Here is a 25,358-nt window from a genome sequence, read left to right on the forward strand (position 1 = left end):
CAGGCGGAGCCTGCCCGATAGCGCCTTGATACGCCATCGCCCAGAGGTCTCCACACAAAATCCACCCGGAGCCACCAACCAACCGCCCCACCCCACCCCAACCACACAACAACCCCAACCCCGCAAAGCAAACCCCACCCCTCAGCCGAACAACAACCCCGCCCCTCACCGCAAACCCCACCCCACGGCAACCGCGCGGCGCGGGCACCAGAACCACAACCACACCCAACGCCCCCAACAGATCCCGATCCGACCAGCACACCCCCGACTTCGGCCAGCAGATAATGGAAGACGCCTAGGATCCGCCCGTCGCCTCGGACCGGCCGACCGTGTCGCCGACCACCTTCAGCCAACAGATCCCGGAGACGCCCGGCGCCCGCTTGAGGCACGTACGCCCCCCTCCGCCTCAGGCCTCCTGGTGATCGCCGTGCCAGGAGTGCCACAGCTTGCCGTAGACGCCGCCGGCGGTGACGAGGTCGTGGTGGGGGCCGAGCTCGATCAGCCGGCCGGCGTCGAGGACGGCGATGCGGTCGGCGTCGTGCGCGGTCTGGAGGCGGTGGGCTATGGCGATGACCGTCCGGCCGCGCAGGACGGCGGCCAGGGCCTGCTCGGCCTCGCGGGCGGTGGTGGGGTCGAGCAGGGCGGTGGCCTCGTCCAGGATCAGCGTGTGCGGATCGGCCAGCACGACGCGGGCCAGCGACAACTGCTGGGCCCGGGCTCCGTCGAGTTGGACGTCCGCGCCGATCGTGGTGTCCAGCCCGGCCGGCAGCTCGGCCACCCAGTGTGCGCCCACGACGTCCAGGGCGCGGAGCAGTTCTTGGTCGTCGGCCTCGGGTTTCACCATCAGCAGGTTGTCCCGCACGGTGTCGTGGAAGATGTGGTGGTCCTGGGTCACCAGCACCACCTGTTCGCGCAGCCGGTCCGGCGGCAGGTCGGCCACGGGCACGCCGCCGACGGTCACCGTTCCCTCGCGCGGCCGGTCCAAGCCGGCCAGCAGCCGGGCCAGCGTGGACTTTCCGGCCCCGGACGCGCCGACGACCGCCAGCCGTTCGCCGGCCCGCACGGCCAGGTCGATGCCGCGCAGCACATCCCGGCCGCCGTCGTAGGCGAAGTGGACGCCGCTGACCTCGATGCGGTCATCCTCGGGCTCGGCCGCCGCGCGCGGCTCATCGGCCGGCACCTCGGCCAAGCCCTCGACCCGTGCGTACGACGCGGTCGCCGCCTGCAACTGCTCCACCCACACCATCAGCGTGTCGAGCGGGCCGGTCAGCTGCCGCAGGTACACCGTCGCCGCGACCACCGCGCCGACGGTGACCAGGCCGGCCGCCTCCAGGGCCCCGCCCGCCAGCACTACGCCGACCACCGGCAGCGTGGAGGAGATGTCCAACGACGGGAACAGGACCGTGCGTAGCCACAGCGTCCGCAGGCGCGCGGTCCGCGCCCCGGCGATCACCGCCTCGGCGGCCGCCGCGCGCTGGTCCTCCAGCGCTAACGCCTCGATCGTGCGGGCGCCCTTGGCCGTCCTGGTCACGATGTCGGCCAGCTGCGCGCCGGCGGCCGCCTCGGCCAGATAGGCCGGGCGGGCGCGCCGCAGGTACCAGCGCAACACGGCCGTGACGCCCACGAGGCACAGCAGCCCGCACAGTCCGAGCCGCCAGTCCAGGAGGATGACCGCGACGATCAGGAACAGCACCTGGACCAGCGCCACCAGCACCTCGGGCACGGCTCGGCGCAGCGTGCCCGCCACCATCGAGGCGTCCGAGCTGCCCCGTGCGATCAGGTCGCCCGTGGGCACGTGCTCGGCCACCGATGCGGGCAGCGCGAGGGCTCGCCCCAGGAATCGCTCGCGGATCCGGCCCGCCGTGCGCTCGCCGAACCGGTAGCCCACGGCCAACGCCCAGCGGGACAACAGCGTCTGCACCACGGTGAACACCAACGCGCCCAACGCCAACCGGTCCACGGTGCCCAGGACATCGCCCTTGCCGGCACGGACCGCGTCGACGATCAGCCCCAGCAGCCACGGCCCCACCAGCCCCGAAGCGGAAGCCAAACCGTTGAGCAGCAACAGTCCCACGACCGCGCCACGGTCCGCGCGCAGCTCGCCCCATGCCGCCGCGCGCACCCGCGCCGTGCTCGCGGCCGGCAGTGTCGCGCTCATACAGCCCCCTCGCTGGCGCTCGGCGGCCGCATTCGCGGCGCTACTGTGTTGAATGGTTCGCTCGCAAGCTCGCTCACGCGTCCACCCGCGATACGAGGGCGCGGTAGGCCTGGTTGTCGCGCAGGAGTTGTTCGTGCGTGCCGGATACCGCTCCGTCGTCCAGGAACACCACCGCGTCGGCCTGATCGAGCACCAGCGGCGAGGTCGTGACGATCAGCGTCGTGAGACCGTGCCGCGCCGCACGCAGCCGGTCGACGATGACGGCCTCGGTGTTGGCGTCGACTGCCGAGGTCGGCTCCACCGCCAGCAGCACATCCGGCCGCGCGTACACGGCTCGCGCCAGGCGAAGCCGCTGCCGCTGGCCGCCCGACAGCGTGCTGCCGCCCGGGGCGACCGGCGCGTCCAGGCCGCCGGGCAGCGCGTCCACGATGTCCTCGGCCACCGCCGTGTGCACGGCCGCGCGGACCCGGTCGTCGTCCGGCTCCTGCCGTCCCGCGACGGTGTCTCGTATCGTCCCCGAGAACAGCTCGGCATCGGTGTCCGCCACCAGTAGCCGCTCCCGCAACCGGTGCGGCGCAAGCGTGTCCACGCGCACGCCCGCCCACGTCGCCTCGGTTTCGGTGAACCAGCCCAGCCTTTCCACCACGGCGATCGCCTCGTCCGGGCGTGCGCTCACCAACGCCGTCAGCTGCCCCGCGCGCACCACGACTCCCGACGCCGGGTCAGCCAGCGGCCCATATCCCGCCGGCGGTTCAACCGCTGCCTCGGCATCCTCGTGCGCGGGCCGTAGTGCGAGCAGGTGCACGATGCGCCGGGCCGACACCACTGCGCTGGCGATGTCGCCCGCGCTCTCGATGAAGAACGCCACCGGTATCGCCAACACGGCGACGTAGCCGTACACCGCGACCAGGCCGCCGATCGTGATCTCGCCCTGCGCCGCCATCCGGGCCGCCAGCCACGTCACCACCGCCAAGAACAGCGCCGGCAGCCCATTGGCCAGCGCCGTCACCCAACTCGCCGGGCCGCCCACCCGATAGCCCCGCGTCACCAGCTCCCGCGACTGCTGCCCGTACCGCTCCGCCGCGATCTCCTTGCCACCAAGGCCGTTGAGCACGCGCAGTCCACTAAGGACATCCACCAGCCGGGTCGTCAGCTGTCCTTGCCGCGCACGGTAGTCGGCCCCCGTGTGGCCGATTCGCCGCAGCAACGGTCCGATGAACACCACCAGCAGCGGCACGCCCGCCAGCACCACCACCGCCAGCATCGGTGAGATGGTGAACAGCACCACCGCCACCGCCACGTAGGCCAACACCGCCCCGACCCCCGGCCCGGTGACCGTCATCGACTGCGACACCAGCTGCACGTCCGCGATCCCGATCGTCACCACCTCTCCCGCGACCACCTGCCGGGACAGGCTCGATCCCAACTTCGCCGTGTGCCGCACCACCGCCCGCACCGTGCGGAACGAGGTGTCCATCCGGATCTTCGACATCGTCCGGTGCCGCGCGATCGCCAGCACCGCGATCGCCACGTTCATCCCGAGCAACCCCGCCGACCACCCGACCAGCGCCCCCGGGTCCCCCGCCACGAGCCCGTCGTCCACCACGTGGTTCAGCACCCACGGCACCAACGCCAGGCCCAGCATCCACGCGCTGCCCAGCCCCGCCCCGGCCACGATCCGCCAGCCCTGCGACCTCACCAGCCACCACAGGAAACGAACCGGACCACTCCGGTCCCGTGGCCCCGGCGCGACCCCTTTCCCGACCGCTGCCCCCATGACGCCACCCTAGTGCGGGACGGCCTTACACCGGGTCCTCGATCACCACATCCAGCCCGGCCAGGCCCTTGTCCCGCAGCTCGGCCACTCCGGCCGCGTCCGGCCCGTGGGTGATGAGCGACCCGAGCCGGCCGCAGGTAGGAGTGGGGCCGGGCGTCGATGAGCAGGCCGCTCAGTAGGAGCGGCCGAAGATGACCCTCTTGCCGTAGGCCGACGGCGTCCCGCAGCGCACGCAGGCGCCGCTCTCGCTCACCCCGTCGAACGGCACGCACCGAGGCGTGGCCGCGGTGGCCGCCTTGATCTCGTCCTCGCACTTGGCCTCGCCGCAGTGGAAGGCCCGGGCCCAGCCGGTGCCGACGGCCTCGGTGAAGTGCTCCCAGCCGTCCACGCCGACGGTGTTGTCCTCGCGGAACCGGGTGGCCCGCGCGAGCAGGTAGTCCTGGAACTCGTCGAGCAGCTTGGGCAGGTCCTGAGCCACCGTCTCCAGGCTCAGCGTCTGCTTGCCCTCGGCGCCGAGCCGCTTGGCCATCAGCACGGTGCCGGCCTCGATGTCGCGCGGGCCCAGCTCCAGCCGGATCGGCACGCCCTTCATCTCCCAGTCGTTGAACTTGAAACCGGGGGAGAGCTGGAGCCGGTCGTCGATGTGCACCCGCACGCCGGCGGCCTTGATCCGGCCGGCCAGCTCGCGGGCGGCGGCCACGGCGGCCTCGCCCTTCTCGCCGCGGCCGATCGGGACGATGACCACCTGGTACGGGGCCAGCCGCGGCGGCAGCACCAGGCCCTTGTCGTCACCGTGCGTCATGATGACGCCGCCGATCATGCGGGTCGACATGCCCCACGAGGTGGTGTGGCACAGCTTGCGCTCGCCCGACACGTCGGTGTACGCGATGTCGAAGGCCCGGGCGAAGTTCTCGCCGAGGTAGTGCGAGGTGCCCGACTGCAACGCCTTGCCGTCGCGCATCATGCCCTCGATGGTCTGGGTGCTGACCGCGCCGGCGAACCGCTCGCCCGGCGTCTTCTCCCCGGTGACCACCGCGATGGCGGCGATGTCGCGCGCCACTTCCTCGTAGGTGTCGAGCATCAGCCGGGTCTCGCGCCGCGCGTCGGCCTCGTCGGCGTGCGCGGTGTGGCCCTCCTGCCAGAGGAACTCGGTGGTGCGCAGGAACACCCGCGGCCGCAGCTCCCACCGCACCACGTTGGCCCACTGGTTGAGCAGCAGCGGCAGGTCCCGGTAGGACGAGACCCACTTGGCCATCATCTCGCCGATGATCGTCTCCGAGGTGGGCCGCACCACCAGCGGCTCCTCCAGCTGCTTGCCGCCGGCGTGGGTGACCACGGCCAGCTCCGGCGCGAAGCCCGCCACGTGCTCGGCCTCGCGGCGCAGGTAGGACTCGGGGATGAACAGCGGGAAGTAGGCGTTGTCGTGCCCGGTGTCCTTGATCCGCCGGTCGAGCTCGGCCTGCAACAGCTCCCAGATCCGGTAGCCGTACGGCCGGATGACCATGGTGCCCTTGGCCGGGCCCCGGTCCACCAGCTGCGCCTTGACGACCAGGTCGTTGTACCAGGCGGAGAAGTTCTCGCTCTGCGGGGTGACACCGCGCTCATCTGCTGCCACGGCCACAGGCTATCCCGCGGTGACCTGATGCGGAGAGTGAATAAATCCGACCTCGTACGTCCACTGTGGACAAGCGAGTGGTGCTCGGCGGCCGTCGACGACCCCGGTCGCCGACGGCGCCGCCTTGGGTGGCTCAGTGCGCGGGCCACACGGGCGTGAACCGCTCGTTGGTGAAGCCGTAGCAGGGATTCTGCACTAAACGGCGGTAGGGGCTGGTGTTGAGGCCGTCCACCGACAGGCACAGGCCGCTGTGCACGTTCTGGAACTGGGCGTTGCCGTCGTTGTAGCTCCAGTCCATCCGCCACTGCTGGTTGGCGCCGACCAGGCAGGTGTACTGGATGATCGGGTTGCCCTGGTTCGTGCCGTAGGCGTAGTCGTCCAGGCACTTGCCGGAGGCCACGTTCTGCAGCCAGAACACGTTCGGGTCGCCGTTGACCTGGCCCATCCGCCAGGCCTGGTTGTTGCCGAACTGGCAGGCGAGCTGGTCGACCGGGGCGAAGTCGTCGAGGCGGCCCTTGTCGACCTGCACGCACCGGATGTCGGCGCCGGAGGTGCCGCTGTTGGTCTGGAAGAACACCACGTCGCCGCTGACCGGCGGGGGATAGGTCCGGTCGGCGGACGCCGGGGCGGCGGCGGTCAGCGCCAGGGCGGCGATCGCGGCCGCCACCAGGATCGGGCGGGACAAGTGCGGCATGGGTCTCCTAGCCGAAGCGGATGCGACGCGGCGCAACACTAGGGATCACCGCTGCGCGCCTCCAGGCCGAACCGGCGGAAAAGCCAGCGGAATCAACGCTTGTCGGATGCGTGCCCGATCGGGCAGGCCGAGCGGGAAGGTCAGCGCCTCCCGGAGCAGCCGGCCGGCGTCGGCGGAATCGCCGGTCGCGGCGGCGGTCTCGCCGAGGGCCAGCAACGCGAGGCCGGTGGCCTGGGCGTGCTCGACTCGCCGGGCCAGTTCCAGCGCGCGCCGGCCGGTGGCCGTGGCCTCATCCCAGCGGGCCAGGCCGGCATGGGACTGGGCCAGCAGGGCCAGGGCGAACGCCTCGGAGCCGGGCTCGCCGAGGGCGGCGAACGTCGCGGCCGACTCGGCGAGCAGAGTGGCCGCGTCGGCGTGGTCGCCGGTGTCGTTGCGCACGGCGCCGAGGTTGAGCTGCGCCACCGCGACCCCGCGGCGGTCGCCGATCTCGCGTTTGCGGCTCAGCGCGGCGGAGTGGTAGCCGATCGCCTCGGCGTACGCGCCTCGATCATGGGCGAGCGCGCCGAGGTTGTTCAGCGCGATCGTTTCCCGACGGGCGTCGCCGACGGCCCGGGCCTGTTCCAGCACGCCGGTGTACGCCGCCGCGGCCTCGTCGTAGCGTCCGGCGAACTTGTGGGCGTTGCCGATCAGGGTCAGCGTGGCGGCCCGGCCGTCCGGGTCGGCCCCGAACTCCTCGGCCGCTCTGGCGGCCAGCGCCAGGGCCGCCTGCGGGTCGCCGCTTTCGTTGGCGGTGACCGCCGCCCCGTGCCAGGCCCAGGCGCGGGCCTGGTCGGTGGGCGCGGCACCGGCGGCCGCGGCCAGCATCCGGCGGCCCTCGGCGAACCGCCCCCGGGCCACGTAATGGCTGGTCAGGGCGCGTACGGTTGCCATGTCCATGGTGTCGACGGAGTGCTGCACGGCTGCCCGCACGTTGTCCTGCTCATCGGCCAGCCGGGGATCGCCGTCCCGGACCAGGCGCAGGAAGTGGGCGGCGTGCGCGTCCCGGTCCTCCTTGGCGGTGAGCTGGTCTTCCACCACCTCGCGGATCGTGTCCAGCATGCCGATCCTCGTGGTGCCGGCCCGATCCGCGACGGTGATCAGGCTGTGCGCGGCGAGCGTCGCCAACCCCAGCGGCGGCGCCTGGAGCACGGCCTCCACGTCGGCCGGGTCGGCCCCGCCGGCGAAAGCACCCAGCAGGCCGAACAACCGACGATCGGGCTCGGTCAGCCCGCGCGTGCTCCACTCGACCGTGCGGCGCAGGCTCAGATGCCGGTCCGCCAGGTCCACGGCGTCGCCGTGCAGATCGCGGACCTGGGCGAGCACCTGCGCCGGCGCTTGTGTGCGCAGCCGTGCCGCCGCCAGTTCCAGGGCCAGCGGCAGGCCGTCCAGACGCCGGCACAACGCCGCGACCGCCGCCGCGTTGTCCTCGGTGACCGTGAACCCCGGCCGGACCGCCGCTGCCCGTTCCACCAGCAGGTGAACCGCCGCGTTGTCGGCGGTGTCGTCACCGTCCGGAGTGGACAGTGGGGTCAACGGCCACAGGTGTTCTCCCCGTAGCCGCAAGGGAGACCGGCTGGTCGCCAGCACCGTCAGCCGTGGACACTCGGCCAACAGTGTCGCCACCGTGGCTGCCGCCGCGGCAACGTGCTCGAAGCTGTCCAGCACCAACAGCCACCGCCCGTCGCCGATCAACGCGGCCGGGTTCGGCGTGCGCAGCGCCTCCGCCAGCGCTTGGGGGACGTCGTCCGGATGCCGCAGCGGGCTCAGATCGAGGCCACGCACGGCCTCGAACCGAGCCGCCACCTGCCAGCCGACCTCCAGCGCGAGCCGGGTCTTGCCGACCCCGCCCGTGCCAATGATCGTGACCAGGCGGGCCGAGGAGACCAGTCGCGACACCGCCGCGAGGTCCTCGTCCCGGCCGACGATCGAGGTCACCGGCGCCGGCAGCCCTGGTCGAACTGCCTTACGGCGTCGGGTGTCCGGCGGCGGCGTGGACCGCGCCGCCCCCTCCAACGCCTCCCGCTCCTCCGGTGTCAGGCCAAGCGCGCCGATGAGCGCTCGCACGGTCTCCCGGTGCGGCCGCCGCGTCGCCCCACGCTCGATCTCCCCGATCGCCCGGACGCTGACCCCGCTCTGCTCCGCCAACTGCTCCTGCGACAGCCCGCGACTGCTCCGCAGTCCAGCCACCATCTCGGCGAGCGACCCCTGGCCCCGGTGCACCGGCACATAGTAGGAACGCGTTCGTCAGCGCTGTCGTGCGGCTGGTTCCTCGGGGCCGGTCAGTCCACGAAGTACGAGTCGTGCTTGTCGAGGAACGCGGCCCGCTCGTCCGCGGCGATCCGGCCGATCTGCTCGAAGTACTCCTCGCGCGGCGCGCCCGGCGTGAACAGCAGCAGCATCTCGGCCGGGGCGTCCGAGTCGTTGCGGAAGGCGTGCAGCCCGCCCTGCGGCACGTGCAGGAAGTCGCCGGCCTCGCCCTCGATCCACTTCTCCCCGTTGAACAGCCGGACCGTGCCGTCGAGGATGTAGAAGGACTCCGAGATCGTGCGGTGGAAATGCGTGCTCGGCCCACCGGCCCGCGGCTTCATCATCACCCGGTACAGCCCGAACTCGCCCCGCGTCGACTCGGTGGTGGCCAGGTAGTGCATGCCGTCCCCGGGCGTGCCGAGGTCGGGCGGCGTGCCGGCCGCGCGGAAGGTCGCGCTGACCTCGCCGGAGCTGTCGAAGTAGACCTGGTCCGGGTACGACATGAGCACCATCCCTCGTCCGCGCTGTCGGTTTCCGCAGCGAAGACAAGGCAACGGCGGTCGTTGTGACAGCTCCAGCCCGAGAAGGGGGTCAGTCGGCGGTGACGTCCTCCCGCCGGGGGCGGTCGGCCAGGAACGGCGGATAGTGGCCGGGCAGGTCGTCGACGGTGATCCACTGGAGGGTGGTGAACTCGTCGATCATGGGGAGGCCGCCGAAGCGGCCCCAGCCGCTGGCCTTGACGCCGCCGAAGGGGGCCTGGGGCTCGTCGCGGACGGTGGGGCCGTTGATGTGGCACATGCCGGTGTCGAGCCGGGCGGCCAGGCCCAGCGCGCGGGTGACGTCGGCGCTGAAGATCGCCGAGGACAGGCCGTAGTCGGTGTCGTTGGCGACCGACACGGCCTCGTCGTCGTCGGCGACCCGGATGACCACGGTGGCCGGGCCGAAGGTCTCCTCGTAGTAGATCTCCATGTCGGGGGTGACCCGGTCGAGCACCGTCGGCGGCATGACGGCCCCGTCGCGCGAACCGCCGGCGACGAGGACGGCGCCGGCCGCGACCGCGTCGCGGACCAGGCGCTCGACCCTGATCGCGGACGCCTCGTCGACGAGGGAGCCGAGGATGTTCTCGGGCCGGCTCGGATCGCCGGCCGGCATGCACATCGCGTGTGCGCCCAGGCGCGAGAGCAATGCGTCGGCGACGCTGTCGTGGACGATGACACGCTCGGTCGAGACGCACACCTGCCCCTGGTTGGTGAACGCGCCGAGCGCGGCGGCGCGGGCGGCCTCGTCCAGGTCGGCGTCGTCGAGCACGATCAGCGGCGACTTGCCGCCCAGTTCGAGCAGGACCCGCTTGTGGTGGCGGGCGGCGGACTCGGCGATGAGCCGGCCGACCCGGGACGAGCCGGTGAAGTTGATGTGCCGGACGGCGGGGTGCTCGATCAGCGCGTTGGTGACCTCGGCCCCGTCCACGGCGCTGTGGTGGACGACGTCGAGCACGCCCGCCGGCAGCCCGGCGTCCTGGAATGCCCGCGCCAGCAACGAATGCGTGCGCGGTGACTGCTCGGATGCCTTGAACACCACGGTGTTGCCGAAGGCCAGCGGATAGGCGATGGCCCGCGCCCCGAGGACCACCGGCCCGTTCCACGGCGCGATGCCCAGGCAGACGCCCATCGGCTTGCGCACGGTCATGGACAGCGAACCCGGACGGTCGGTCGGCAGGGTCTGGCCGGCCGCGAGCGTCGTCATCGCGGCCGCCTCCCGGATGTGGTCGGCCGCGAGCCCGGCGCCGCGCTGAGCTATGACCGACGCCGCGCCGATCTCCTCGACCATGGCGGCGGCGAGATCCTCGGCCCGGGCCGAGAGCAGCTCCGCGGCGCGGAGCAGCACCTGGCGACGGTGGCTGGGGGTGGTCGCGGACCACGCCGGCAGCGCGGCCGCCGCCGCGTCCGCGGCCCGCCGGGCGTCGTCGGCGCCGGCGGCCGCGGTGGTGGTGACGACCTTGCCGGTGAACGGGTTGTGCCGGTCGAAGGTCCGTCCGGAGGCGGCGGCGGTGGGCGCACCGCCGATCGACAAGAGGACATCGTTGCCAGGCATGGGGATTCTGCCTTTCGGAAGTCAGGGGAGGCGGTAGATGTCGGTGGTCGGCTCGCCGGCGCGGATGCGGCGGAGGTAGTCGGCCTCGGCCTGCTCCCGCAAGGCCGACAGCCGTTGGACTTCCGCCGCGCGGGAGGCCGGGACGATGACGACGCCGTCGGCGTCGGCGACGACAAGGTCGCCGAGGCAGACGGTCCGGCCGCCGATGACGACCGGTTCGCCGAGTTCGCCCGCGCCGTGGGGATCCTTGGCCGTGCCCTGGATGCAGATCCGCTCGGCGAAGACGGGCCAGCCCAGCTCGATCAGGCGCGCCGAGTCGCGGACGCCGCCGTGGATCACGAGGCCGGCCAGGCCGCGGGCGATGGCGGCCTCGGCGAGGATCTCGCCCCAGTAGCCGTGCTCGAAGCCCTCGCCGGTGTCGACCACGAGGACCTCCCCGGGCGAGGCCGCGCGGACGGCGCGGTGCAGCCAGAGGTTGTCGCCCGGGGGTGTGCGAACCGGGAAGGCGGGGGCCGCGATGTGCATGGCCGGGTGCAGTGGCTTGATCGAGGACGGCAGGGCTCCGATGCGTCCCGCGGCCTCGTGCACCGTGGCGGAGCTGAGCGCGGTCATCGGTGCTGCAAGTCGTGGTAGCGGTGCCGAGCCCGTGCTTCGCGCAGTGACGTGCCCGATTCCACGGCCGCGCGGATGGCCTGCTCGGCCCGCTCGATCTCCTCGGCGGCGGCGATGACCTCGTCCGCCCGCCCGGCCGGCACGACGACCAGGCCGTCCCCGTCGCCCAGCAGCAGATCTCCCGGCTCCACCCGGATTCCGCCGATCGAGACGGGGACCTGGGTGGCCTCCACCCGGACCCGGTCCTTCCCGGTGCGCATCCAGTTGCCGCGGGAGAACACGGGATAGCCGAGCCCGAGGCTGCGGTCGACGTCACGGCAGACGCCGTCGATGACCGTGCCGGCCACGCCCCGCCGATGCGCGGTGGTGGTGAGCAGATCGCCCCACACCGTGGCATCGACCCGGCTTTGGTTGTCCAGCACGACAACGTCGCCGGGCCCGAGGTCGTCGATGTAGTCGCCGACCGTGCCGCGGTCCTCGCCGACGGGCCCGTAGCGCAGCGTCCACGCCCGCCCGACCAGCCGGAAGCTCCGGTCCAGCGGCGCGATTCCCTGGGCCTGGCCGGGAATTCCGAGCCGGTCGAGCGCGTCGGAGACGCCCGAGGTCGACAGGGCGGCGAGGGCTTCAGTGATCACGAGAGGTCAGCTCCTCATAGGATTGGCCCATCACGTCCGACACCGGCGCGCCGGCGGCGATCGCCCGGGCCATGGCCGCTTCCGTGCCGGCGATCCGTTCCGCGGTGGCCAGCACCTCCTCGGCCTGGGCGGCCGGCACGACGACCACGCCGCCGCCGTCGGCGAGAACCAGATCTCCGGGGCGCACGGCGACATCGTCGAGCTGCACCGGCTCGCCCCAACCGCGTTCGACCGCACGGCTGCGCGCGGTCACCGGGGTGGGGGTGACGGCATGGACCGGGAGGCCGGCCTCCGCCGCCTCGACGAGGTCACGGGCGGCGCCGTGCACGACGATTCCCTCGATGCCACGGGCGGCCGCCGCGCGGGACAGCAGTCCGCCCCAGCCCGCGCAGTCGGTACGGCCCTGATGGGCGACAACGATGACGTCGCCCGGGCCCGAGGCGTCGACCGCTGCGGTGCCGAGGTGCCGGCTGGCCGTGACGTCGTCGGACGGCGGCCCGAGCAGCACGGTGACGGCGCGGCCGGCGATGGTCCCGGGCGCCGCCCACGGCCGCAATCCGCCTACGACGCCACGGATTCCGTGCCGGTCCAGGGCGTCGGACACCGCGCAGGTGTCCAGCGCCCTGAGCCGGTCGACCAGATCGGTCACGACTTCAGACCCGGGAAGACGGTGCGCGCGTTGTCCTCGAACACGGCCTGGCGGTCGCGGTCGGTGAGGAAGTCGAAGCCCTCGATGACCGGCTTGAGGTCGTCGAGATCCCGGCCGGTCTCCGGGTCAGGCGCGCTGCCGCTGCCCGGCTTCTCGGTGCCGAACAGCACGCGGTCCGGGCCGACCAGGCGGAGCAACAACTCCAGCGACGGCGGGTAGTGCAGCACGGTGTCGAACCAGAACCGGCGCAGCGAGGTCTCGAAGCGCTCGGCGTCCGGGCGGCCGCCGAGGCCCGGATGCAGCGCCTCGGCCTGCCAGCGGCCGACCTGGTAGGGCACGGAGCCGCCGCCGTGGGAGATCATCACCCGCAGGGTCGGGAAGTCGGTGAACACGCTGCTGCGCAGCATCGCGAGGATCGCGATGGACTCCTCGGTGACGAAGTGCTCGGAGTAGGTCTCGCGGTCGGAGTAGCAGCCGGCGGAGTGGATGTGGATCGGGAGATCCCGCTCCACGATCCGTTCCCACAGCGGGTACCAGTACCGGTCTCCGAGGGTGGGGGTCGCGCCCCGGCCCTCGTGCAGGTCCGGGTTGATCAGCACGCCGACGAAGCCCTCGTCGACGAGCCGGTCCAGCTCGCCGAACCCGGCCGAGACCGGCTCGTCCGGGGACAGCGGCAGCGCCCCGACCCCGGCGAACCGGGTCGGGTGCAATCCGATGGTGCGGGCGATGGTCTCGTTGTTGGCCCGGATCCACGGTTCGAGCATGCGGGAGGGCTGCATGGAGTGCCCCAGCACGAACGGGCGCGGTGACAGCAGCTGTAGGTCGGTCCCGACCGAGTCCATGATCGCCACGTTGCCCGCGGCGGTCTCGGCCAGCGCGTCGTCGGAGATCCGGGGGCGGCCGAAGTGGTAGCCGCCGTTGGCCAGCAGCATCGACCGGTAGGCATAGAGCGAGTCGGGGGAGACGAGGTGCGCGTGCGCGTCGATGATCATGTGCTCAGCCCTTTCCCAGCACGGCGGTGATCTCGAGCTGGATCTGCAACGGTTCGGCGAGGTCGGTGCGCAGGGTGTGGCGGGCCGGTCGGCTGTGCTCGTCGGGGAACAGCTCCAGCCAGCACTTGTCGATCGCCGGCCGAATGCCCTTGTCCCGTACGAAAACCGTCACCTTGACGACGTCGGCGGGGCGGCCGCCGGCGGCGTCGAGGACCCGACAGGCGTTGGCGAAGGCCAGCGCGACCTGCGCTTCGGCGTCGTCGGGCACCCCGCCGGTGGCGGGGTCGAGCGGCGAGATGCCGCCGGACACGAGCAGGTCGCCGACCACGCAGGCCTGGGGGATGGGCAGGCTGCCGTGGTGCAGGCCGGGCACCTCGATGGATCGTCGGGCCATGACGTTCTCCCTACTTCCAGGCCAGAAAGCCCATGCCGCAGCCGGTTCCGGCGGCGGTGCGCACGATGGGCACGTACTCCGACCAGTCCACGGCGTGCCCGTCCATGGCCCCGGCGGCGGTGATCCAGTTGCGGATCTCCGAGGAGCCGCTGTTGAGCAGCTCCGGCGGCAGCGAGCAGAGCGCTTCGGCGTCGTTGGCGTGGATGGCGTCGAGGACCTTGCGGTCCAGGCCTTCGTCGACGACGAAGTGCGACAGCCCGCCCGAGGCCAGGATCGCGATCCGGGCCTCGACCGGGGAGGCGGCGGCCGCCCGGCGCAGGGCCCTGCCGAGGTCGTGGCAGCGGCGCGGCCCGGGCTGGTTGGGCGGGTAGTAGGTGTTGAGCATGAACGGGATGACCGGCACCGGATCGGGCAGCAGGAACCGGTGGATGGGGAAGCCGTAGGCGTGGCCGAAGCCCCGGCCGGCGGGGGCGCCGGACATCCAGCCGATGTCGATGCCCTCCGCCATCAGGCCACGGGCGAGGTCCTCGGCCAGCTCGGCGTGCCCGGCGAAGGTGAACTCCTCGTGCATCAGGTAGGCCGTGGCGACCTCCCGGAAGAACTCGGAGTCGTCGGCGTCGAGCACCGCGGTCCTCATCTCCGACGCCGCCGAGATGGCCATCACCGGCTGGTTCGTGGAGTCGAACAGCTCGTGGTGGTCGTCGCCGATGACCAGCACGACGTCGGGGGCGACCCGGCGGAAGTCCGCGCGCAGCCGGTCCAGCGCGGACTGGCAGCGTTCCCAGGCCTGCTGCCACGCCTGCTCGGTGCGCTGGGAGTCGAAGCGGTCGCCCGCGGCCTCGGCGAGGTCGTCGAAGGGGCGGATGACGCCGGCGTTGTCGTAGAGCTCGGGGTTGTGGCGGTCCTGGTCGGCCCGCTCGGCCCACAGGTGGGGTGGGGCGGCGAGCAGGGGGCTGTGCGATGTGCCGGCCCCGAAGACGATTTCGGCCATGGTCTGTCCCTTCAGGATTCGACGACGGTGAACAGCCGCGCTTCGCGTGCTCGGCCGACGCGAAGCGCCTCTCCGGCCTCGGCGATGCCCTTCAGCCCGGCGAGCGGGTCGCCGGGCACGGCGGCCGGGGCTGTGCGCAGCACGGTGTTCAGCGCCGCCGCGAGGGCCGCGGTGGGATCGGCCGGCAGCGTCGGGACGCGCCAGGCGACATGCCGGTCCGGTCGAACCAGCAGCGCGCCGGACGGCTCGATCTCGCAGACCGCCAGCCAGGTCCCGTCCGGGTCACGGAGATCATCGGCGCCCACCGCGATCACGGTGATCGGGTCGGCGGCCGAGGTCGCGGCCGCCGACCACTGGTCGGCGTCGGGGCCGACGAACAGCGTCATGCCTTCGGCCGCAACCAGATCCGACGTCGAGACGCGTTCGCCGGCCGGGGTGTGCAGCCAGACGTGGGGCACGTGGTGCCCGGGCCGCGCGGTGGAGGTGAACTCGGTGGCGGTGTCGTGGCCGGCCGGTGGCCGGGTGCCGTCGCTGATCACCGCGCCGACCTCGTAGCCGAATCCGGCCTCGATGTTGAGCTGGCTGAAGTCCTCGGCGTTGTGGGCGATGGCGTCGGCGACGGCGGCCCGGCGGCGCGCGCCTTCTTCGGTGTCGCTGGCCCACACCCCGATCTCGGCCCAGCCCTCGTCGACGGTGATTCCCTTGCGCAGCCCCATCGCGACGCCGATCGGGGTGTGCCGGCCGGCGTTGCGCAGCGAGTGCTCCACGTTGCGGATCGCGACCTGGCGGCGTTCGGGCTCATAGCTGTCCAGGAGTTCCTCGCCGGCCTCGCCCTTGAGCACGGCGGCGAGTTTCCACCCGAGATTGGCGGCGTCGCCGACCGCGGTGTTGAGCCCGAGGCCGCCGGTGGGCGGGTGCCGGTGCGCGGCGTCCCCGGCGAGGAACACCGGTCCCACCCGGAACCGGTCCGCCACCACGCCTTCGTACTGCCAATGGCTGATCGAGTGCACCTGCGCGTCCAGGTCGGGCAGGCCGATCAGGTCCTTGGCCCGCTGGACGAGAGCGTCGTTGTCGTGCCCGATCGGGTCGTCCGGATCCAGGAACATGCCCATTGTCCACTGTGGAGAGTGCGCGCCCCAGCGGCCCGGGCCCAGCGCCAGCAGCCCGCCGACCAGGCCGCCCTCGCCCTCCGGCCGGACCAGGTAGGTCAGCAACGCCCCCGGGTCGGCGTGCTCGCTGAGGTCCGCAGAGACGAACACGGTGATGATGTCGACCAGCGCCCGCGGCCCGGACACGGTCACCCCGAGCAGGTCCCCGCAGGTGCGGCCGCCGTCGGCGGCCACCAGGTAGCGGCACCGGATCCGGTAGGTCCGCCCCTCGTCGAGATCGGTGACGGTCGCGGTGGCGCCGGCGTCGTCGATCGCGAGGTCGACCAGCTCGGTGCGCGGGCGGACCCCGCCCGGCCAGGCCTCGTGCGCCCGTTCCCAGAGCAGGGCGTCGACCCGCAGCTGGGGCAGGTTGCCGAAGCGGCGGGGGCTGGCCTGCTCATAGCGCTCCCGGTCGGCCCCGCCGCCCCACGCCGGCAAGGCGCCGATGCGGCGGCCGTGCAGCGGGGTCGGCCCGGCCAGCGAGGTGTACCAGGCCACCCGGTGCCACTCGTGCTCCGGCGGCCCCTCGGCGTAGATCTGGTCGGCGATGCCGACGTCGTGGAAGGTCTCCATGGTCCGCACGTTGAGCAGGTGCGCGCGGGGGAAGTGGCTGGTGAAGCCCCGGCGGTCGATCACGATGCCGTCGATGCCGCGCCGGGCCAGCTCCAGCGCGGTGGTCAGGCCGGCGGGTCCGCCGCCGACGATCAGGACGGGCGTCTCCTCGACAACGCCGGGCTGCGGGTCGTCACTCATGCGGCCTCCTTGCCGTTCGGACGAGCCCTGCTGCGCGTATCCAGCATTGAACTCATAATTGCATGCAATCTAGAATGCGGCAAGAGGAGGCTGCCGGACCCGGTCGGGTTCCGCCCTGCATGCGATCCTGTAGCCCGTCCAGGCCCGACGTCAGGAGGTCCGATCAGTGGCCGTCAGCGATAAGACTCCGCTGGTCAAGGCCGGTGCGGCGGTCGACAGGGTGGTCGGCGAGGTGCTGGCGCTGATCGGCGCCGGCGAGCTGAGCCCGGGGGAGCAGGTGCGGCAGGAGGAGCTCGCGCGGATTCTCGGCACCAGCCGGGTCCCGGTGCGGGAGGCCCTGCACGCGCTGGCCGAGCAGGGCGTGATCGCCCACCAGAAGCACCGCGGGTTCTTCGTGGCCAAGCGCAGCGCGGAGGAGCTGGCCCAGCTCGCGGTCCTGCTCGAGCTGCTGGAGACCGAGATCATCCGGGACATCGCCTGGCCGGACGCCGCCGCGCTGGCCCGCGTCCGCGGGCTCAACGAGCGGCTGCTGGAGCTGGTGGACGACCTCGACCCGGCCGAGACCGTCGCGGTGAACCGGGAGTTCCACTTCGCGATCTTCCGGCTGTCCTGGAAGACCTTGATCGTCGACGAGCTGGAGCGGCTGTGGCGGCTCGCGCAGCCCTACGTCAGCGCCGAGATGCACACCCCGGAGACGCGCCGCCAGCGCTACGAGGAGCACCTCGACATCGTCGCGGCCCTCGAGGCGGAGAGCCACGACGCCCTGCTGGCGTCGATGGCCCAGCACCGCCGGCGATCGCGGGGCGTCAGAGCAGCTTCTTGACGTTGGCCAGGTACTGGTCGTGCACCGCCGGATTGCCGAACCGGGCGGCCGACTGGTCGTCCAGGGCCCCGTCCGGGTAGGTGACCGCCATGCGCCGGGTGAACAGGGTCGCCCCCGGCTGCTCGGCGAAGGTGTAGGTGATGACGCACCGGACGTGGTCGGCCAGCAGCCGATCCGTGGAGATCTCCCACCGCCGCGGGGGTTCCGCGCGGTCGACGGTCCAGGCCAGGTCGGCGGTCTGGCCCGCGGGCGTCCGGATGACCTCGGTCCAGTGCTCGCCGGAGACCGCCGGCCGGGCCGGGGCGTTGAGCACCCCGACCGTCACCGGATGGGTCCCCAGCCAGTTCTCCGGGCTCGTCACCGTCTCGTACACCCGGGCCGGCGGCGCGGGAATCACGATGGAACTGGTCGTTTCCACTGTGGGCACGGGGATTCCTAGGTGAGTTCGAGTTCGGGCTTGGTCGCGTGCTCGTAGCCGGAGGGCTCGTCGGCCACGCCGGCCTGTTCCCGGGCGGCGTCGATGTTGGCCTGCTGGGCCTTGGCCCAGGCGGCGGGATCGCGGCGGAGCTTGGCCTGGCGGGTGCGGATGGCGTGGAAGGCCGGGGTGAGCAGGGCGTCGGCGGCGGCGCCCCGGGGCAGGCCGAGCTCGTCGAGCGCGGCGTGGCCGTGGAAGCGGCGGGCCAGGGCGTACAGGGCCTGGCCGGCCAGGCCGGTGGGAATGCGCACGAACTCGTTGAGGGTGTCGGCGATGGTCTCGATCGAGGCCTTCGCCAGCGTGCTGGTCTCGACGATGGGCGGCCCGGTGACGGCCTGCATCAGGTCGTCGACCCGCTGGGCCCCCTCGTTGTCGGTGATGCCCTCGATCAGCCGGCCGTCGATGCCGAGCAGGTGCCCGAGGTGCCACCAGTACCGGTAGAGCGAGGTGAGTTCGGCCGAGGTGAGGGCGAAGCCCATGATGTCCTCGGCCCGGTAGCTGATCAGGGTGAAGTCCATCCAGGTGCGGATCAGGTCGACCTGGTTGATCGGGGCGCCGTAGGCCGGCTCGTCGTAGCCGCGGGTGCGGGCCAGGCGGCGCATGTGGGCGTGCATCATGCGCACCTGAAGTGTTGCCACGTAACCGACTCCGCCGGGCCGGAGCGATCCGGGCAGCATCGCCGTCGTGGTCCAGCGGCCGGTGTCCTGTAGCCGCCGCGGCACGCCGTCGATGAGCCGGCCGGTCATGGCCAGCACGGTGGCGATCGACGGCGACTGGTAGGTCCGCACCAGCGCGCCGGCGGTCAGGCTGATGATGTGCACGGGGGCGGGCGCGTTGTGGTAGGGGAGGGGCGCCTCGTCCAGCAGCTCGTCGTCGACGTAGGACGGGGCCGTCTCCGTCTGCCGCAGCAGGGCCGCGACGGCGGGCGGCGGCGCGTCGACGGCGGCGAGGCCGTGCTCGATTCCGTGCTGGAGCTTGGCGCGCACCTGGCGGCCGTCGGTGTGGATCTCCTCGACGACGGCGTCGGCGAGCGGGTCGCCGGTGACCAGGGCGTCCCCGACCAGCTCGGCCCGGCCGTCACCGAACTGCGCGCGGATGGCGGCCGCTGAGCTGCGGCGGGCCGGCCAGGACTGTGCATCGACCATGGGTCACTCCACCGGTCTCGCGTTTACTGACACTCGTCAGATTAGGCTTGTTCTGACAACTGTCAAATTGTCGGCAGCCCCTCGTCCGGGCCGGGGTCGAGCGCCGAGGAGGATGGGCAGATGGCGGTCGAAGGCGTGAAGCGCAGGCAGGGTCGGCCGGGCGCGAACGGCCCCCCGGTGCCCGGCGAGGCCGAGGTGCTGGCCCGCGGCATGGAGGCGTTCGCCGAACTCGGCTACGACCGCGCCTCGGCCCGGGAACTGGCCCGGCGGCTCGGCGTCAGCCACAACTTCATCAACGACCGCTACGGATCCAAGGCCAACTTCTGGCGGGCGGTCATCGACCGGACCCTGGCCCCGGACCTGGCCGAACGCCAGCGGCTGCTCGACGCCGACATGGACGACGCCGACCGGATCCGCGTGGTGATCCAGCACTTCTACCGGACCGCGGCCACCACCCCGCTGGTCGGACGCCTGTTGTTCGACGAGTTCGGCCGGGAGTCCGAGCGCCTGGACCACGTGTTCGACAACTACGTGGCGCCGACCCTGCTACTGCTGGCGCCCGCCCTGCAACGGCTCGCCGCGGCCGGGCGGATCCCGCCGGTGCCCATGGACGTGCTGTTCTTCGCGGTGATGGGCCCGGTCGCCGGCCTGGTGCAGCTGCCCCTGGCCGGCCGGCTGGGGCGCGCGGTCCCCGCCGACGGCCAGGCGCGCACCGCCGAGCAGCTGGCCGACCTGGTCGTGGCCGGACTGCTCGGACGGGGCTGACGCCCTCAGTCGTCGGGGATTCCGTCGCCGGCCAAGGCCGGGACGGTCTCCTCGCGGTGGCCCAGCGACAGCGCGGCCAGCCGGAACTGGTCGAGCCGGTCGATGATCGTCTGGCCGACCGGGGTGTGGCCCCAGATGCTGATCCCTTGGTACGTCGTGGGTTCCCAGGTGGACTCGTCGACGACAACCGGGTTCCAGCCGACCTCCCAGTCGAATCCCGACGGGGTGCGCGCGTAGTAGGACAGCTCCTTGTCGTTGGTGTGCTGGCCGACCGACAGCGACATGTCGAAGCCGAGCTCGCACACCCGCTGGTAGCTGCGGGCGACGTCGTCGAGGGTGGCGGCCTGGATGTTGAGGTGCTGGATGCTGGTGCGGATCGGGTCGATCGGCAGGCCCTGCACGTTGGCCACGGCGATGGTGTGGTGGCGCTCGTTGACCCGCAGGAAGCGCATCTTGGCCTTGATGCCGCTGATGGTCTCGTCGATGTAGTCGGTCAGCCGGGCGTCGAAGACGGTGGTGAAGTAGCCGCGGATCTGCGTCGGCTTGGTCGAGGTGATCGCGATGTGGCCCATGCCGCCGTCGCCGGTGACGAAGCCGGAGGCCCGCATGCGCAGCGGTTCGTCGGCCATCAGGGGCTCGGCGTAGATCTCCTGGGCGATGCCCTTGGGGCCGGGGAAACGCAGCAGGCGGGCCACGCCGCGGGCGGCGGCCTCCTCGGCGGTGCCATGGGTGACCGGGACGCCGTGGGCGAGGATGCGGGCCTCGATCTGCTCGAACGTGGTGTGGTCGTCGATGTGCCAGCCGGCCGCCACGACGTCCTCGGCCGGGCCGCGCCGCAGCAGGAACCGGCATTGCTGGTCGTCGAGACGGAAGCGCAGCAGCCCGTTGTCCAGCTCGTCGCAGTGCAGGCCGATGGCGTCGGCGCCGAAACGCCGCCAGTCGGCCAGCTGGTTGCTCTCGATGACGAGGTAGCCGAGGTGGACGGAGCCGAAGACGGAGTCGAGTCCGGGGGCGTTCATCGGCGGCCCGCCAGGAAGTCGGCGCACAGCCGGTTGAACAGCTCCGCGCGTTCGAACTGCACCCAGTGGCCGGTGTTGGCCGCCAGGTAGAGATCGCAGTTCGGCATCCGCTCGGCCAGCATCCGCGCACCGGCGGGCCGGTTGACCTTGTCGGCGGCGCCCCACAGCACAAGCGTCGGCACCGGCAGCCGGGCCAGGCGCGGATCCCGGGTGAAGTCCGACTTCCACATCGTGCGCACCGCCTCCGGGCCGGCCGGCATCCGCGTCGGCGGCGCGGCCAGGACCTCCGGGTCGATGCTGGCCTGGTAGCGCAGGTCGATGACCTCGTCGGGCACATCGGCGGCGTTGAACACCAGGTAGTTGCGGATGAACTTCTCCAGCTTCAGCCGCGTCGGCCCCTCGCCGGAGTAGTAACTGAGCAAGGCTCGTGTTCCCGCCGTCGGCACGGCGCGGGTCCAGCCGACGCCCGCCGGTCCCATCAGCACCATGCGGTCGACGCGGTCGGGCGTGTCCAGGGCCAGCCGCAGCGCGCAGGCGCCGCCGTAGGAGTTGCCGACCAGGTGCGCCTTGTCCAGGCCGAGCTTGTCGAGAATTCCTCGGATGCTGTCGGCGAGCGCGCCGAAGGGGTCGGCGGCGGGCCCGCTCTTGGTGCTGCGGCCGTAGCCGGGCATGTCCGGCACGATGACCCGGTATTCCTTGGCCAGCGCGCCGATGTTGCGCGCGTAGTTGGACACCCCGGACGCGCCCGGGCCGCCGCCGTGCAGCAGCACGACGGGCGGGCCCTCGCCCGTCTCGGCGACGAAGATCTTCTTACCCGCGACGTCGAGCAGGGACTCCTGCATCGACGGTGTCTGCACGGTCATGGTGCTCCTCGGCGGATGATGGTGGTGATCGGTCACCAGGGAAGGCCGGTCGGCAGGTCGGCGGTGACCCGGCCCGGGAAGTCGGGCTCGCGCCGTTCGAGGAAGGAACGCACGCCCTCGACGGCGTCGGGGCTGTTCAGGATGGTGGCGATGAGCCGGGACTGGAGCCGCTCGGTGGCCACGGGGGAGTCCTGGGCGCTCATCCGGTACAGCATCTGCCGGGTCAGCGCGACCGAGACCGGGGCGACGGTGGCCGCCAGTTCCCGGGCCAGCTCGTAGGCCCGCGCCAGCAGCTCGTCGCCGGGGTGCACTTCGGACACCAGTCCGGCGTGCAATGCCTCCCCCGCGCCGAAAACGCGGCCGCTGAGCATCCAGTCCAGCGACTTGGCCATGCCGACCAGGCGCGGCAGGAACCAGGTGGACGCGCCCTCGGGCACGATGCCGCGCCGGGTGAACACGAAGCCGAACCGGGCGTCCTCGGCGGCCAGCCGGTAGTCGGCGGGCAGGATGATGGTCGAGCCGGCGCCGACCGCCGCGCCCCGGATCGCGGCGATCACCGGCTTGGCCATCGCGAAGATCCGCATCGAGCAGCGGCTGGCCGGCTCGGTGAACGCGTCGAGGTCGACCTCGGCCTTGGCGTGGATGTCGAACCCGCCGTCGGACAGGTCGGCGCCGACGCAGAAGTCCTTGCCCTGTCCGGTGAACACGACGGCGCGCACCGCGTCCTCGGCGTCCGCGCGGGCGAAGGCGTCGGCGAGCTCGTCGGCCATCGTCACGGTGTAGCCGTTGCGCGATTCCGGCCGGTTGAGCGCGATCGTGGCGACCGCCCCGTCGACCGAGTACGTCACCTGCCGGTAGTCGGCGTGCATCGCACCTCCCGGTGATCAGTGCTCCTCCAGGATGGCAAGTCCGTTGACATCTTGTCAATAACTGTGCGCAAAAGAGGCCGTTAATGGCTTCTGATCAGGGAGAACGCTGTTGACGGCGGATCAGCGATGTGCGGTGCGAGCCCCGGCGACGTCGCGCACGATGGTCAGCAGGGTGCTCTTGAGCAGGGTGTGCACTTCGTCACGGGTCAGCGTCTGCTCGGCCAGCCACTGCCGGCTCGCCGCCTTGGCCAGGCCGCCGTAGGCGACGATCATCGCGTGCAGCTTCCCGTTCTCCGGCGTGAGTCCGAGCGCCTCGATCGTGCGGTCCGCCGCGATCCCGTCGGCCTGCCGCAGGATCTCGGCCACCTCGGCGTCGGGCGTGTCCAGGGTCATGATGGAGGTCCACATGTTCCGGTGGCGCCAGCCGACCGTGAGATACCTGGTGATGCAGGAGTCGGCCCGCTCCTCGAGGGTGCCCTTGGACAGGCCCTTCATCACGGCCACCGCCGGGATGTAGGACAGCCGGCGCACGACCTCCAGGTACAGCTCGCGCTTCGTGCCGAAGTAGTGGTGGATCAGGGGACGGGCGACACCGGCCGCGGTGGCGATGTCCGCGGTGGACACCCCCGCGTAGGATCCCTGCTCGAACAGCTTCATCGCGGCGGCCAGGATCTGCTCCCGGCGCTCGGTCGCGTCCATCCGGGACGATCGTCCTGCGGGCACCGGATCCCCCTTCCGTCCTGACATCGTGCCAATACGGCGGCGTCCGATATCTCCCTGTTGCGGCAAGGCTAATAGGCGGCTGTCAGGGTAACACGGGGCTGTCGTGCTAGTCTGCTGTTGACTTTGTGTCAACTGAATGCGGGGATCCGATGCGCGAGACCGTGAACTCCATCGCCGAGGCCTTCCAGACCACCGCCAGCCGCCGCCCGGACGACGTCGCCCTGCGCACTCCCGGCGACGGGGTCACGATCACCTGGCGGGAGTACGGTCGGCGGGTGCGGGCCATCGCGACCGGGCTGGCGTCCCTGGGGGTGCGCCGCGGCGACACGGTCGCGTTGATGATGACCAACCGCCCGGAGTTCCACCTCGTCGACGCCGCGGCCTTCCACCTCGGGGCCACGCCGTTCTCGGTCTACAACACCTCCTCGCCCGAGCAGATCCGGTTCCTGTTCGGCAGCGCCGAACCCAAGGTCGTGGTGTGCGAGGAACAGTTCGCCGCCAAGGTGTTCGGTCCGCACGTCGTCTGCGTGGACGGTCATCCGGCCGGAACCACGACGCTGGCCGAGCTGGAGTCGGCGTCCGCGCCAGGGTTCGACTTCGAGGCCACGTGGCGGGCGGTGCAGCCGGACGACGTGCTGACGCTGATCTACACCTCGGGCACCACCGGGGATCCCAAGGGCGTGCAGATCACCCACGCGAACGTGCTCGCGGAGATCGCCGGTGTCAACACCGTCCTGCGGGTGGGGCCCGGAGACCGGACCCTGTCGTTCCTGCCCTCCGCGCACATCGCCGACCGGGTGGGCGGGCACTACCTCCAGGCGGTGTGCGGGACGCAGGTGACCACCGTCGCCGATCGCCACGACGTCATGGCCGCGCTGCTGGACACCAGGCCGACGAATTTCGGCACGGTGCCCCAGATGTGGCACAACGTCCGGGCCGGCATCGAGGCGGCGGCCGCTTCCCGCCGCGAGGAGTTCCAGCAGGCGCTGGAGATCGGCCGACGCCACGTCCGGGCCCGGCAGGCGGGCGAGGTGCCCCCGGAGTTGGACAAGGAGTACCAGGGCGTGGACGAGGCCGTGTTCGCCCCGCTGCGCGCCCTGCTCGGTCTCGACCAGGCCCGGGTCGTCCAGTCCGGCGCGGCCCCGATCTCGGCCGAGCTCGTCGAGTTCTTCAACGCCATCGGGATCCCGCTCAGCGACATCTGGGGCATGTCCGAGCTGACCTGTGTCGCCGCCCTCGCCCCCCACGGCGAGCTGCGGATCGGCGCCGTCGGCAAGCCCCTGCCCGGCGTCGAGATCCGCGTCGCCGACGACGGCGAGCTGCTGGTGCGCGGACCCATCGTCATGAAGGGCTACCTCGGCCGGCCCGACCTGACCGCCGAGGCCATCGACCCCGACGGCTGGCTGCACACCGGCGACATCGGCTCCATCGACGAGGACGGCTACGTGCGCGTCCTCGACCGCAAGAAGGAGCTGATCATCAACGCCCACGGCAAGAACATGTCCCCGGCCAACATCGAGAAGGCCGTCAAGGACCGTAGCGCCCTCATCGCCCAGGTCGTGGCCATCGGCGACAACCGGCCGTACAACGTCGGCCTCGTCGTGCTCGACCCCGACGCCGCCGCCCGCAGGGGCCTGCCCGCCGACCCCGCCCTGCTCGCCGCCCACCCCGAGGTCCAGGCCCTGGTCGCCGACGCCGTCGACGCCGCCAACCAGACCCTGTCCCGCGTCGAGCAGCTCAAGAAGTTCCTGATCCTGCCCACCCACTGGGAACCCGGCAGCGAACTGCTCACCCACACCATGAAACTGCGCCGCCGCCCCATCGCCGCCCGCTACGCCGCCGAGATCGAGTCCCTCTACGCCCGGTGAGCTCAGCCGGACA

General features: G+C 72.0%; 23 protein-coding genes. 3 read left to right on the forward strand and 20 right to left on the reverse strand.

Features of this window, described 5'->3' with window-relative positions:
- Positions 1-406 precede the first annotated feature (406 nt).
- The 14 genes from ACIG5F_RS43060 to ACIG5F_RS43125 form a co-directional block, all read right to left on the reverse strand.
- Positions 407-2,158, reverse strand: coding sequence for an ABC transporter ATP-binding protein (locus ACIG5F_RS43060; RefSeq protein WP_396526016.1), 1,752 nt, complete (start codon positions 2,156-2,158; stop codon positions 407-409).
- Positions 2,159-2,231: 73 nt separating this feature from the next.
- A complete protein-coding gene (locus ACIG5F_RS43065) occupies positions 2,232-3,857 on the reverse strand; it encodes an ABC transporter ATP-binding protein (protein ID WP_396526017.1) in 1,626 nt (541 codons plus the stop codon).
- Positions 3,858-4,107: 250 nt separating this feature from the next.
- On the reverse strand, positions 4,108-5,550 hold the full coding sequence (proS, locus tag ACIG5F_RS43070; RefSeq protein ID WP_396526018.1) for a proline--tRNA ligase: 1,443 nt from the start codon (positions 5,548-5,550) through the stop codon (positions 4,108-4,110).
- 133 nt (positions 5,551-5,683) lie between these two features.
- Entirely contained in the window at positions 5,684-6,244 is a 561-nt protein-coding gene (locus tag ACIG5F_RS43075; RefSeq protein WP_396526019.1) for an RICIN domain-containing protein, read from the reverse strand.
- Positions 6,245-6,289: 45 nt separating this feature from the next.
- Positions 6,290-8,503: an ATP-binding protein gene (locus ACIG5F_RS43080; protein ID WP_396526020.1), complete on the reverse strand. Its 2,214-nt coding sequence runs from the start codon at positions 8,501-8,503 to the stop codon at positions 6,290-6,292.
- Positions 8,504-8,562: 59 nt separating this feature from the next.
- Complete coding sequence (locus tag ACIG5F_RS43085) at positions 8,563-9,033, reverse strand: cupin domain-containing protein (RefSeq protein ID WP_396526021.1); 471 nt, start codon at positions 9,031-9,033, stop codon at positions 8,563-8,565.
- Between the two features lie 88 nt (positions 9,034-9,121).
- Positions 9,122-10,621 (reverse strand): aldehyde dehydrogenase, encoded by a 1,500-nt coding sequence (locus ACIG5F_RS43090; RefSeq protein ID WP_396526022.1) that lies wholly within the window; start codon positions 10,619-10,621, stop codon positions 9,122-9,124.
- A 21-nt stretch (positions 10,622-10,642) separates the two neighbouring features.
- A complete protein-coding gene (locus tag ACIG5F_RS43095) occupies positions 10,643-11,233 on the reverse strand; it encodes an RraA family protein (RefSeq protein WP_396526023.1) in 591 nt (196 codons plus the stop codon).
- On the reverse strand, positions 11,230-11,868 hold the full coding sequence (locus ACIG5F_RS43100; RefSeq protein WP_396526024.1) for an RraA family protein: 639 nt from the start codon (positions 11,866-11,868) through the stop codon (positions 11,230-11,232). The genes ACIG5F_RS43095 and ACIG5F_RS43100 overlap by 4 nt, the downstream gene beginning before the upstream one ends.
- Complete coding sequence (locus ACIG5F_RS43105; protein ID WP_396526025.1) at positions 11,858-12,517, reverse strand: RraA family protein; 660 nt, start codon at positions 12,515-12,517, stop codon at positions 11,858-11,860. Before ACIG5F_RS43105 ends, ACIG5F_RS43100 begins: the two co-directional genes overlap by 11 nt.
- Positions 12,514-13,509, reverse strand: coding sequence for an amidohydrolase family protein (locus tag ACIG5F_RS43110; protein WP_396526026.1), 996 nt, complete (start codon positions 13,507-13,509; stop codon positions 12,514-12,516). Before ACIG5F_RS43110 ends, ACIG5F_RS43105 begins: the two co-directional genes overlap by 4 nt.
- A gap of 4 nt (positions 13,510-13,513) precedes the next feature.
- The gene (locus tag ACIG5F_RS43115) at positions 13,514-13,903 is read right to left on the reverse strand and encodes a RidA family protein (protein ID WP_396526027.1); all 390 of its coding nucleotides are present in this window, start codon (positions 13,901-13,903) and stop codon (positions 13,514-13,516) included.
- Positions 13,904-13,913: 10 nt separating this feature from the next.
- Entirely contained in the window at positions 13,914-14,894 is a 981-nt protein-coding gene (locus ACIG5F_RS43120) for a hypothetical protein (protein ID WP_396526028.1), read from the reverse strand.
- An 11-nt stretch (positions 14,895-14,905) separates the two neighbouring features.
- Positions 14,906-16,795 carry an FAD-dependent monooxygenase gene (locus ACIG5F_RS43125; protein ID WP_396526029.1) on the reverse strand — a complete coding sequence of 630 codons (1,890 nt, stop codon included), beginning with the start codon at positions 16,793-16,795 and terminating at the stop codon, positions 14,906-14,908.
- A gap of 166 nt (positions 16,796-16,961) precedes the next feature.
- Between ACIG5F_RS43125 and ACIG5F_RS43130 the strand changes: the two genes are divergently transcribed.
- Positions 16,962-17,618, forward strand: a complete 657-nt coding sequence (locus ACIG5F_RS43130) for a GntR family transcriptional regulator (protein WP_396526030.1) — start codon at positions 16,962-16,964, stop codon at positions 17,616-17,618.
- On the opposite strand, the gene ACIG5F_RS43135 is transcribed toward ACIG5F_RS43130, so the two are convergent.
- Entirely contained in the window at positions 17,602-18,045 is a 444-nt protein-coding gene (locus tag ACIG5F_RS43135) for an SRPBCC domain-containing protein (protein WP_396526031.1), read from the reverse strand. The genes ACIG5F_RS43130 and ACIG5F_RS43135 overlap by 17 nt on opposite strands.
- Positions 18,046-18,053: 8 nt before the next feature.
- Complete coding sequence (locus tag ACIG5F_RS43140; protein WP_396526032.1) at positions 18,054-19,238, reverse strand: oxygenase MpaB family protein; 1,185 nt, start codon at positions 19,236-19,238, stop codon at positions 18,054-18,056.
- Between the two features lie 120 nt (positions 19,239-19,358).
- On the opposite strand from ACIG5F_RS43140, the gene ACIG5F_RS43145 reads away from it, so the two are divergent.
- The gene (locus tag ACIG5F_RS43145; RefSeq protein ID WP_396526033.1) at positions 19,359-20,003 is read left to right on the forward strand and encodes a TetR/AcrR family transcriptional regulator; all 645 of its coding nucleotides are present in this window, start codon (positions 19,359-19,361) and stop codon (positions 20,001-20,003) included.
- Between the two features lie 5 nt (positions 20,004-20,008).
- Here the strand turns inward: ACIG5F_RS43145 and ACIG5F_RS43150 are convergent, their stop codons facing one another.
- The 4 genes from ACIG5F_RS43150 to ACIG5F_RS43165 all read right to left on the reverse strand — a co-directional run bounded on the left by ACIG5F_RS43150 (position 20,009) and on the right by ACIG5F_RS43165 (position 23,453).
- Positions 20,009-21,022, reverse strand: coding sequence for a VOC family protein (locus tag ACIG5F_RS43150; protein WP_396526034.1), 1,014 nt, complete (start codon positions 21,020-21,022; stop codon positions 20,009-20,011).
- Positions 21,019-21,885: an alpha/beta fold hydrolase gene (locus ACIG5F_RS43155; protein ID WP_396526035.1), complete on the reverse strand. Its 867-nt coding sequence runs from the start codon at positions 21,883-21,885 to the stop codon at positions 21,019-21,021. Before ACIG5F_RS43155 ends, ACIG5F_RS43150 begins: the two co-directional genes overlap by 4 nt.
- 32 nt (positions 21,886-21,917) lie before the next feature.
- The gene (locus tag ACIG5F_RS43160) at positions 21,918-22,754 is read right to left on the reverse strand and encodes an enoyl-CoA hydratase-related protein (protein WP_396526036.1); all 837 of its coding nucleotides are present in this window, start codon (positions 22,752-22,754) and stop codon (positions 21,918-21,920) included.
- Positions 22,755-22,874: 120 nt separating this feature from the next.
- The gene (locus ACIG5F_RS43165) at positions 22,875-23,453 is read right to left on the reverse strand and encodes a TetR/AcrR family transcriptional regulator (protein WP_396526037.1); all 579 of its coding nucleotides are present in this window, start codon (positions 23,451-23,453) and stop codon (positions 22,875-22,877) included.
- A gap of 173 nt (positions 23,454-23,626) precedes the next feature.
- On the opposite strand from ACIG5F_RS43165, the gene ACIG5F_RS43170 reads away from it, so the two are divergent.
- Entirely contained in the window at positions 23,627-25,345 is a 1,719-nt protein-coding gene (locus tag ACIG5F_RS43170; protein WP_396526038.1) for an AMP-dependent synthetase/ligase, read from the forward strand.
- Positions 25,346-25,358 lie beyond the last annotated feature (13 nt).

It is taken from the genome of Kutzneria sp. NPDC052558 (genome assembly GCF_044547355.1).
Lineage (GTDB): Bacteria > Actinomycetota > Actinomycetes > Mycobacteriales > Pseudonocardiaceae > Kutzneria.

What these genes read in the sequence shown, in the direction of transcription:
- ACIG5F_RS43060 (WP_396526016.1), bottom strand. Translation starts at nt 2,158, where the DNA reads ATGAGCGCGACACTGCCGGCCGCGAGCACGGCGCGGGTGCGCGCGGCG.
- ACIG5F_RS43075 (WP_396526019.1), bottom strand. Translation starts at nt 6,244, where the DNA reads ATGCCGCACTTGTCCCGCCCGATCCTGGTGGCGGCCGCGATCGCCGCC.
- ACIG5F_RS43085 (WP_396526021.1), bottom strand. Translation starts at nt 9,033, where the DNA reads ATGTCGTACCCGGACCAGGTCTACTTCGACAGCTCCGGCGAGGTCAGC.
- ACIG5F_RS43090 (WP_396526022.1), bottom strand. Translation starts at nt 10,621, where the DNA reads ATGCCTGGCAACGATGTCCTCTTGTCGATCGGCGGTGCGCCCACCGCC.
- ACIG5F_RS43095 (WP_396526023.1), bottom strand. Translation starts at nt 11,233, where the DNA reads ATGACCGCGCTCAGCTCCGCCACGGTGCACGAGGCCGCGGGACGCATC.
- ACIG5F_RS43110 (WP_396526026.1), bottom strand. Translation starts at nt 13,509, where the DNA reads ATGATCATCGACGCGCACGCGCACCTCGTCTCCCCCGACTCGCTCTAT.
- ACIG5F_RS43115 (WP_396526027.1), bottom strand. Translation starts at nt 13,903, where the DNA reads ATGGCCCGACGATCCATCGAGGTGCCCGGCCTGCACCACGGCAGCCTG.
- ACIG5F_RS43120 (WP_396526028.1), bottom strand. Translation starts at nt 14,894, where the DNA reads ATGGCCGAAATCGTCTTCGGGGCCGGCACATCGCACAGCCCCCTGCTC.
- ACIG5F_RS43125 (WP_396526029.1), bottom strand. Translation starts at nt 16,795, where the DNA reads ATGAGTGACGACCCGCAGCCCGGCGTTGTCGAGGAGACGCCCGTCCTG.
- ACIG5F_RS43140 (WP_396526032.1), bottom strand. Translation starts at nt 19,238, where the DNA reads ATGGTCGATGCACAGTCCTGGCCGGCCCGCCGCAGCTCAGCGGCCGCC.
- ACIG5F_RS43145 (WP_396526033.1), top strand. Translation starts at nt 19,359, where the DNA reads ATGGCGGTCGAAGGCGTGAAGCGCAGGCAGGGTCGGCCGGGCGCGAAC.
- ACIG5F_RS43150 (WP_396526034.1), bottom strand. Translation starts at nt 21,022, where the DNA reads ATGAACGCCCCCGGACTCGACTCCGTCTTCGGCTCCGTCCACCTCGGC.
- ACIG5F_RS43155 (WP_396526035.1), bottom strand. Translation starts at nt 21,885, where the DNA reads ATGACCGTGCAGACACCGTCGATGCAGGAGTCCCTGCTCGACGTCGCG.
- ACIG5F_RS43160 (WP_396526036.1), bottom strand. Translation starts at nt 22,754, where the DNA reads ATGCACGCCGACTACCGGCAGGTGACGTACTCGGTCGACGGGGCGGTC.
- ACIG5F_RS43165 (WP_396526037.1), bottom strand. Translation starts at nt 23,453, where the DNA reads ATGGACGCGACCGAGCGCCGGGAGCAGATCCTGGCCGCCGCGATGAAG.
- ACIG5F_RS43170 (WP_396526038.1), top strand. Translation starts at nt 23,627, where the DNA reads ATGCGCGAGACCGTGAACTCCATCGCCGAGGCCTTCCAGACCACCGCC.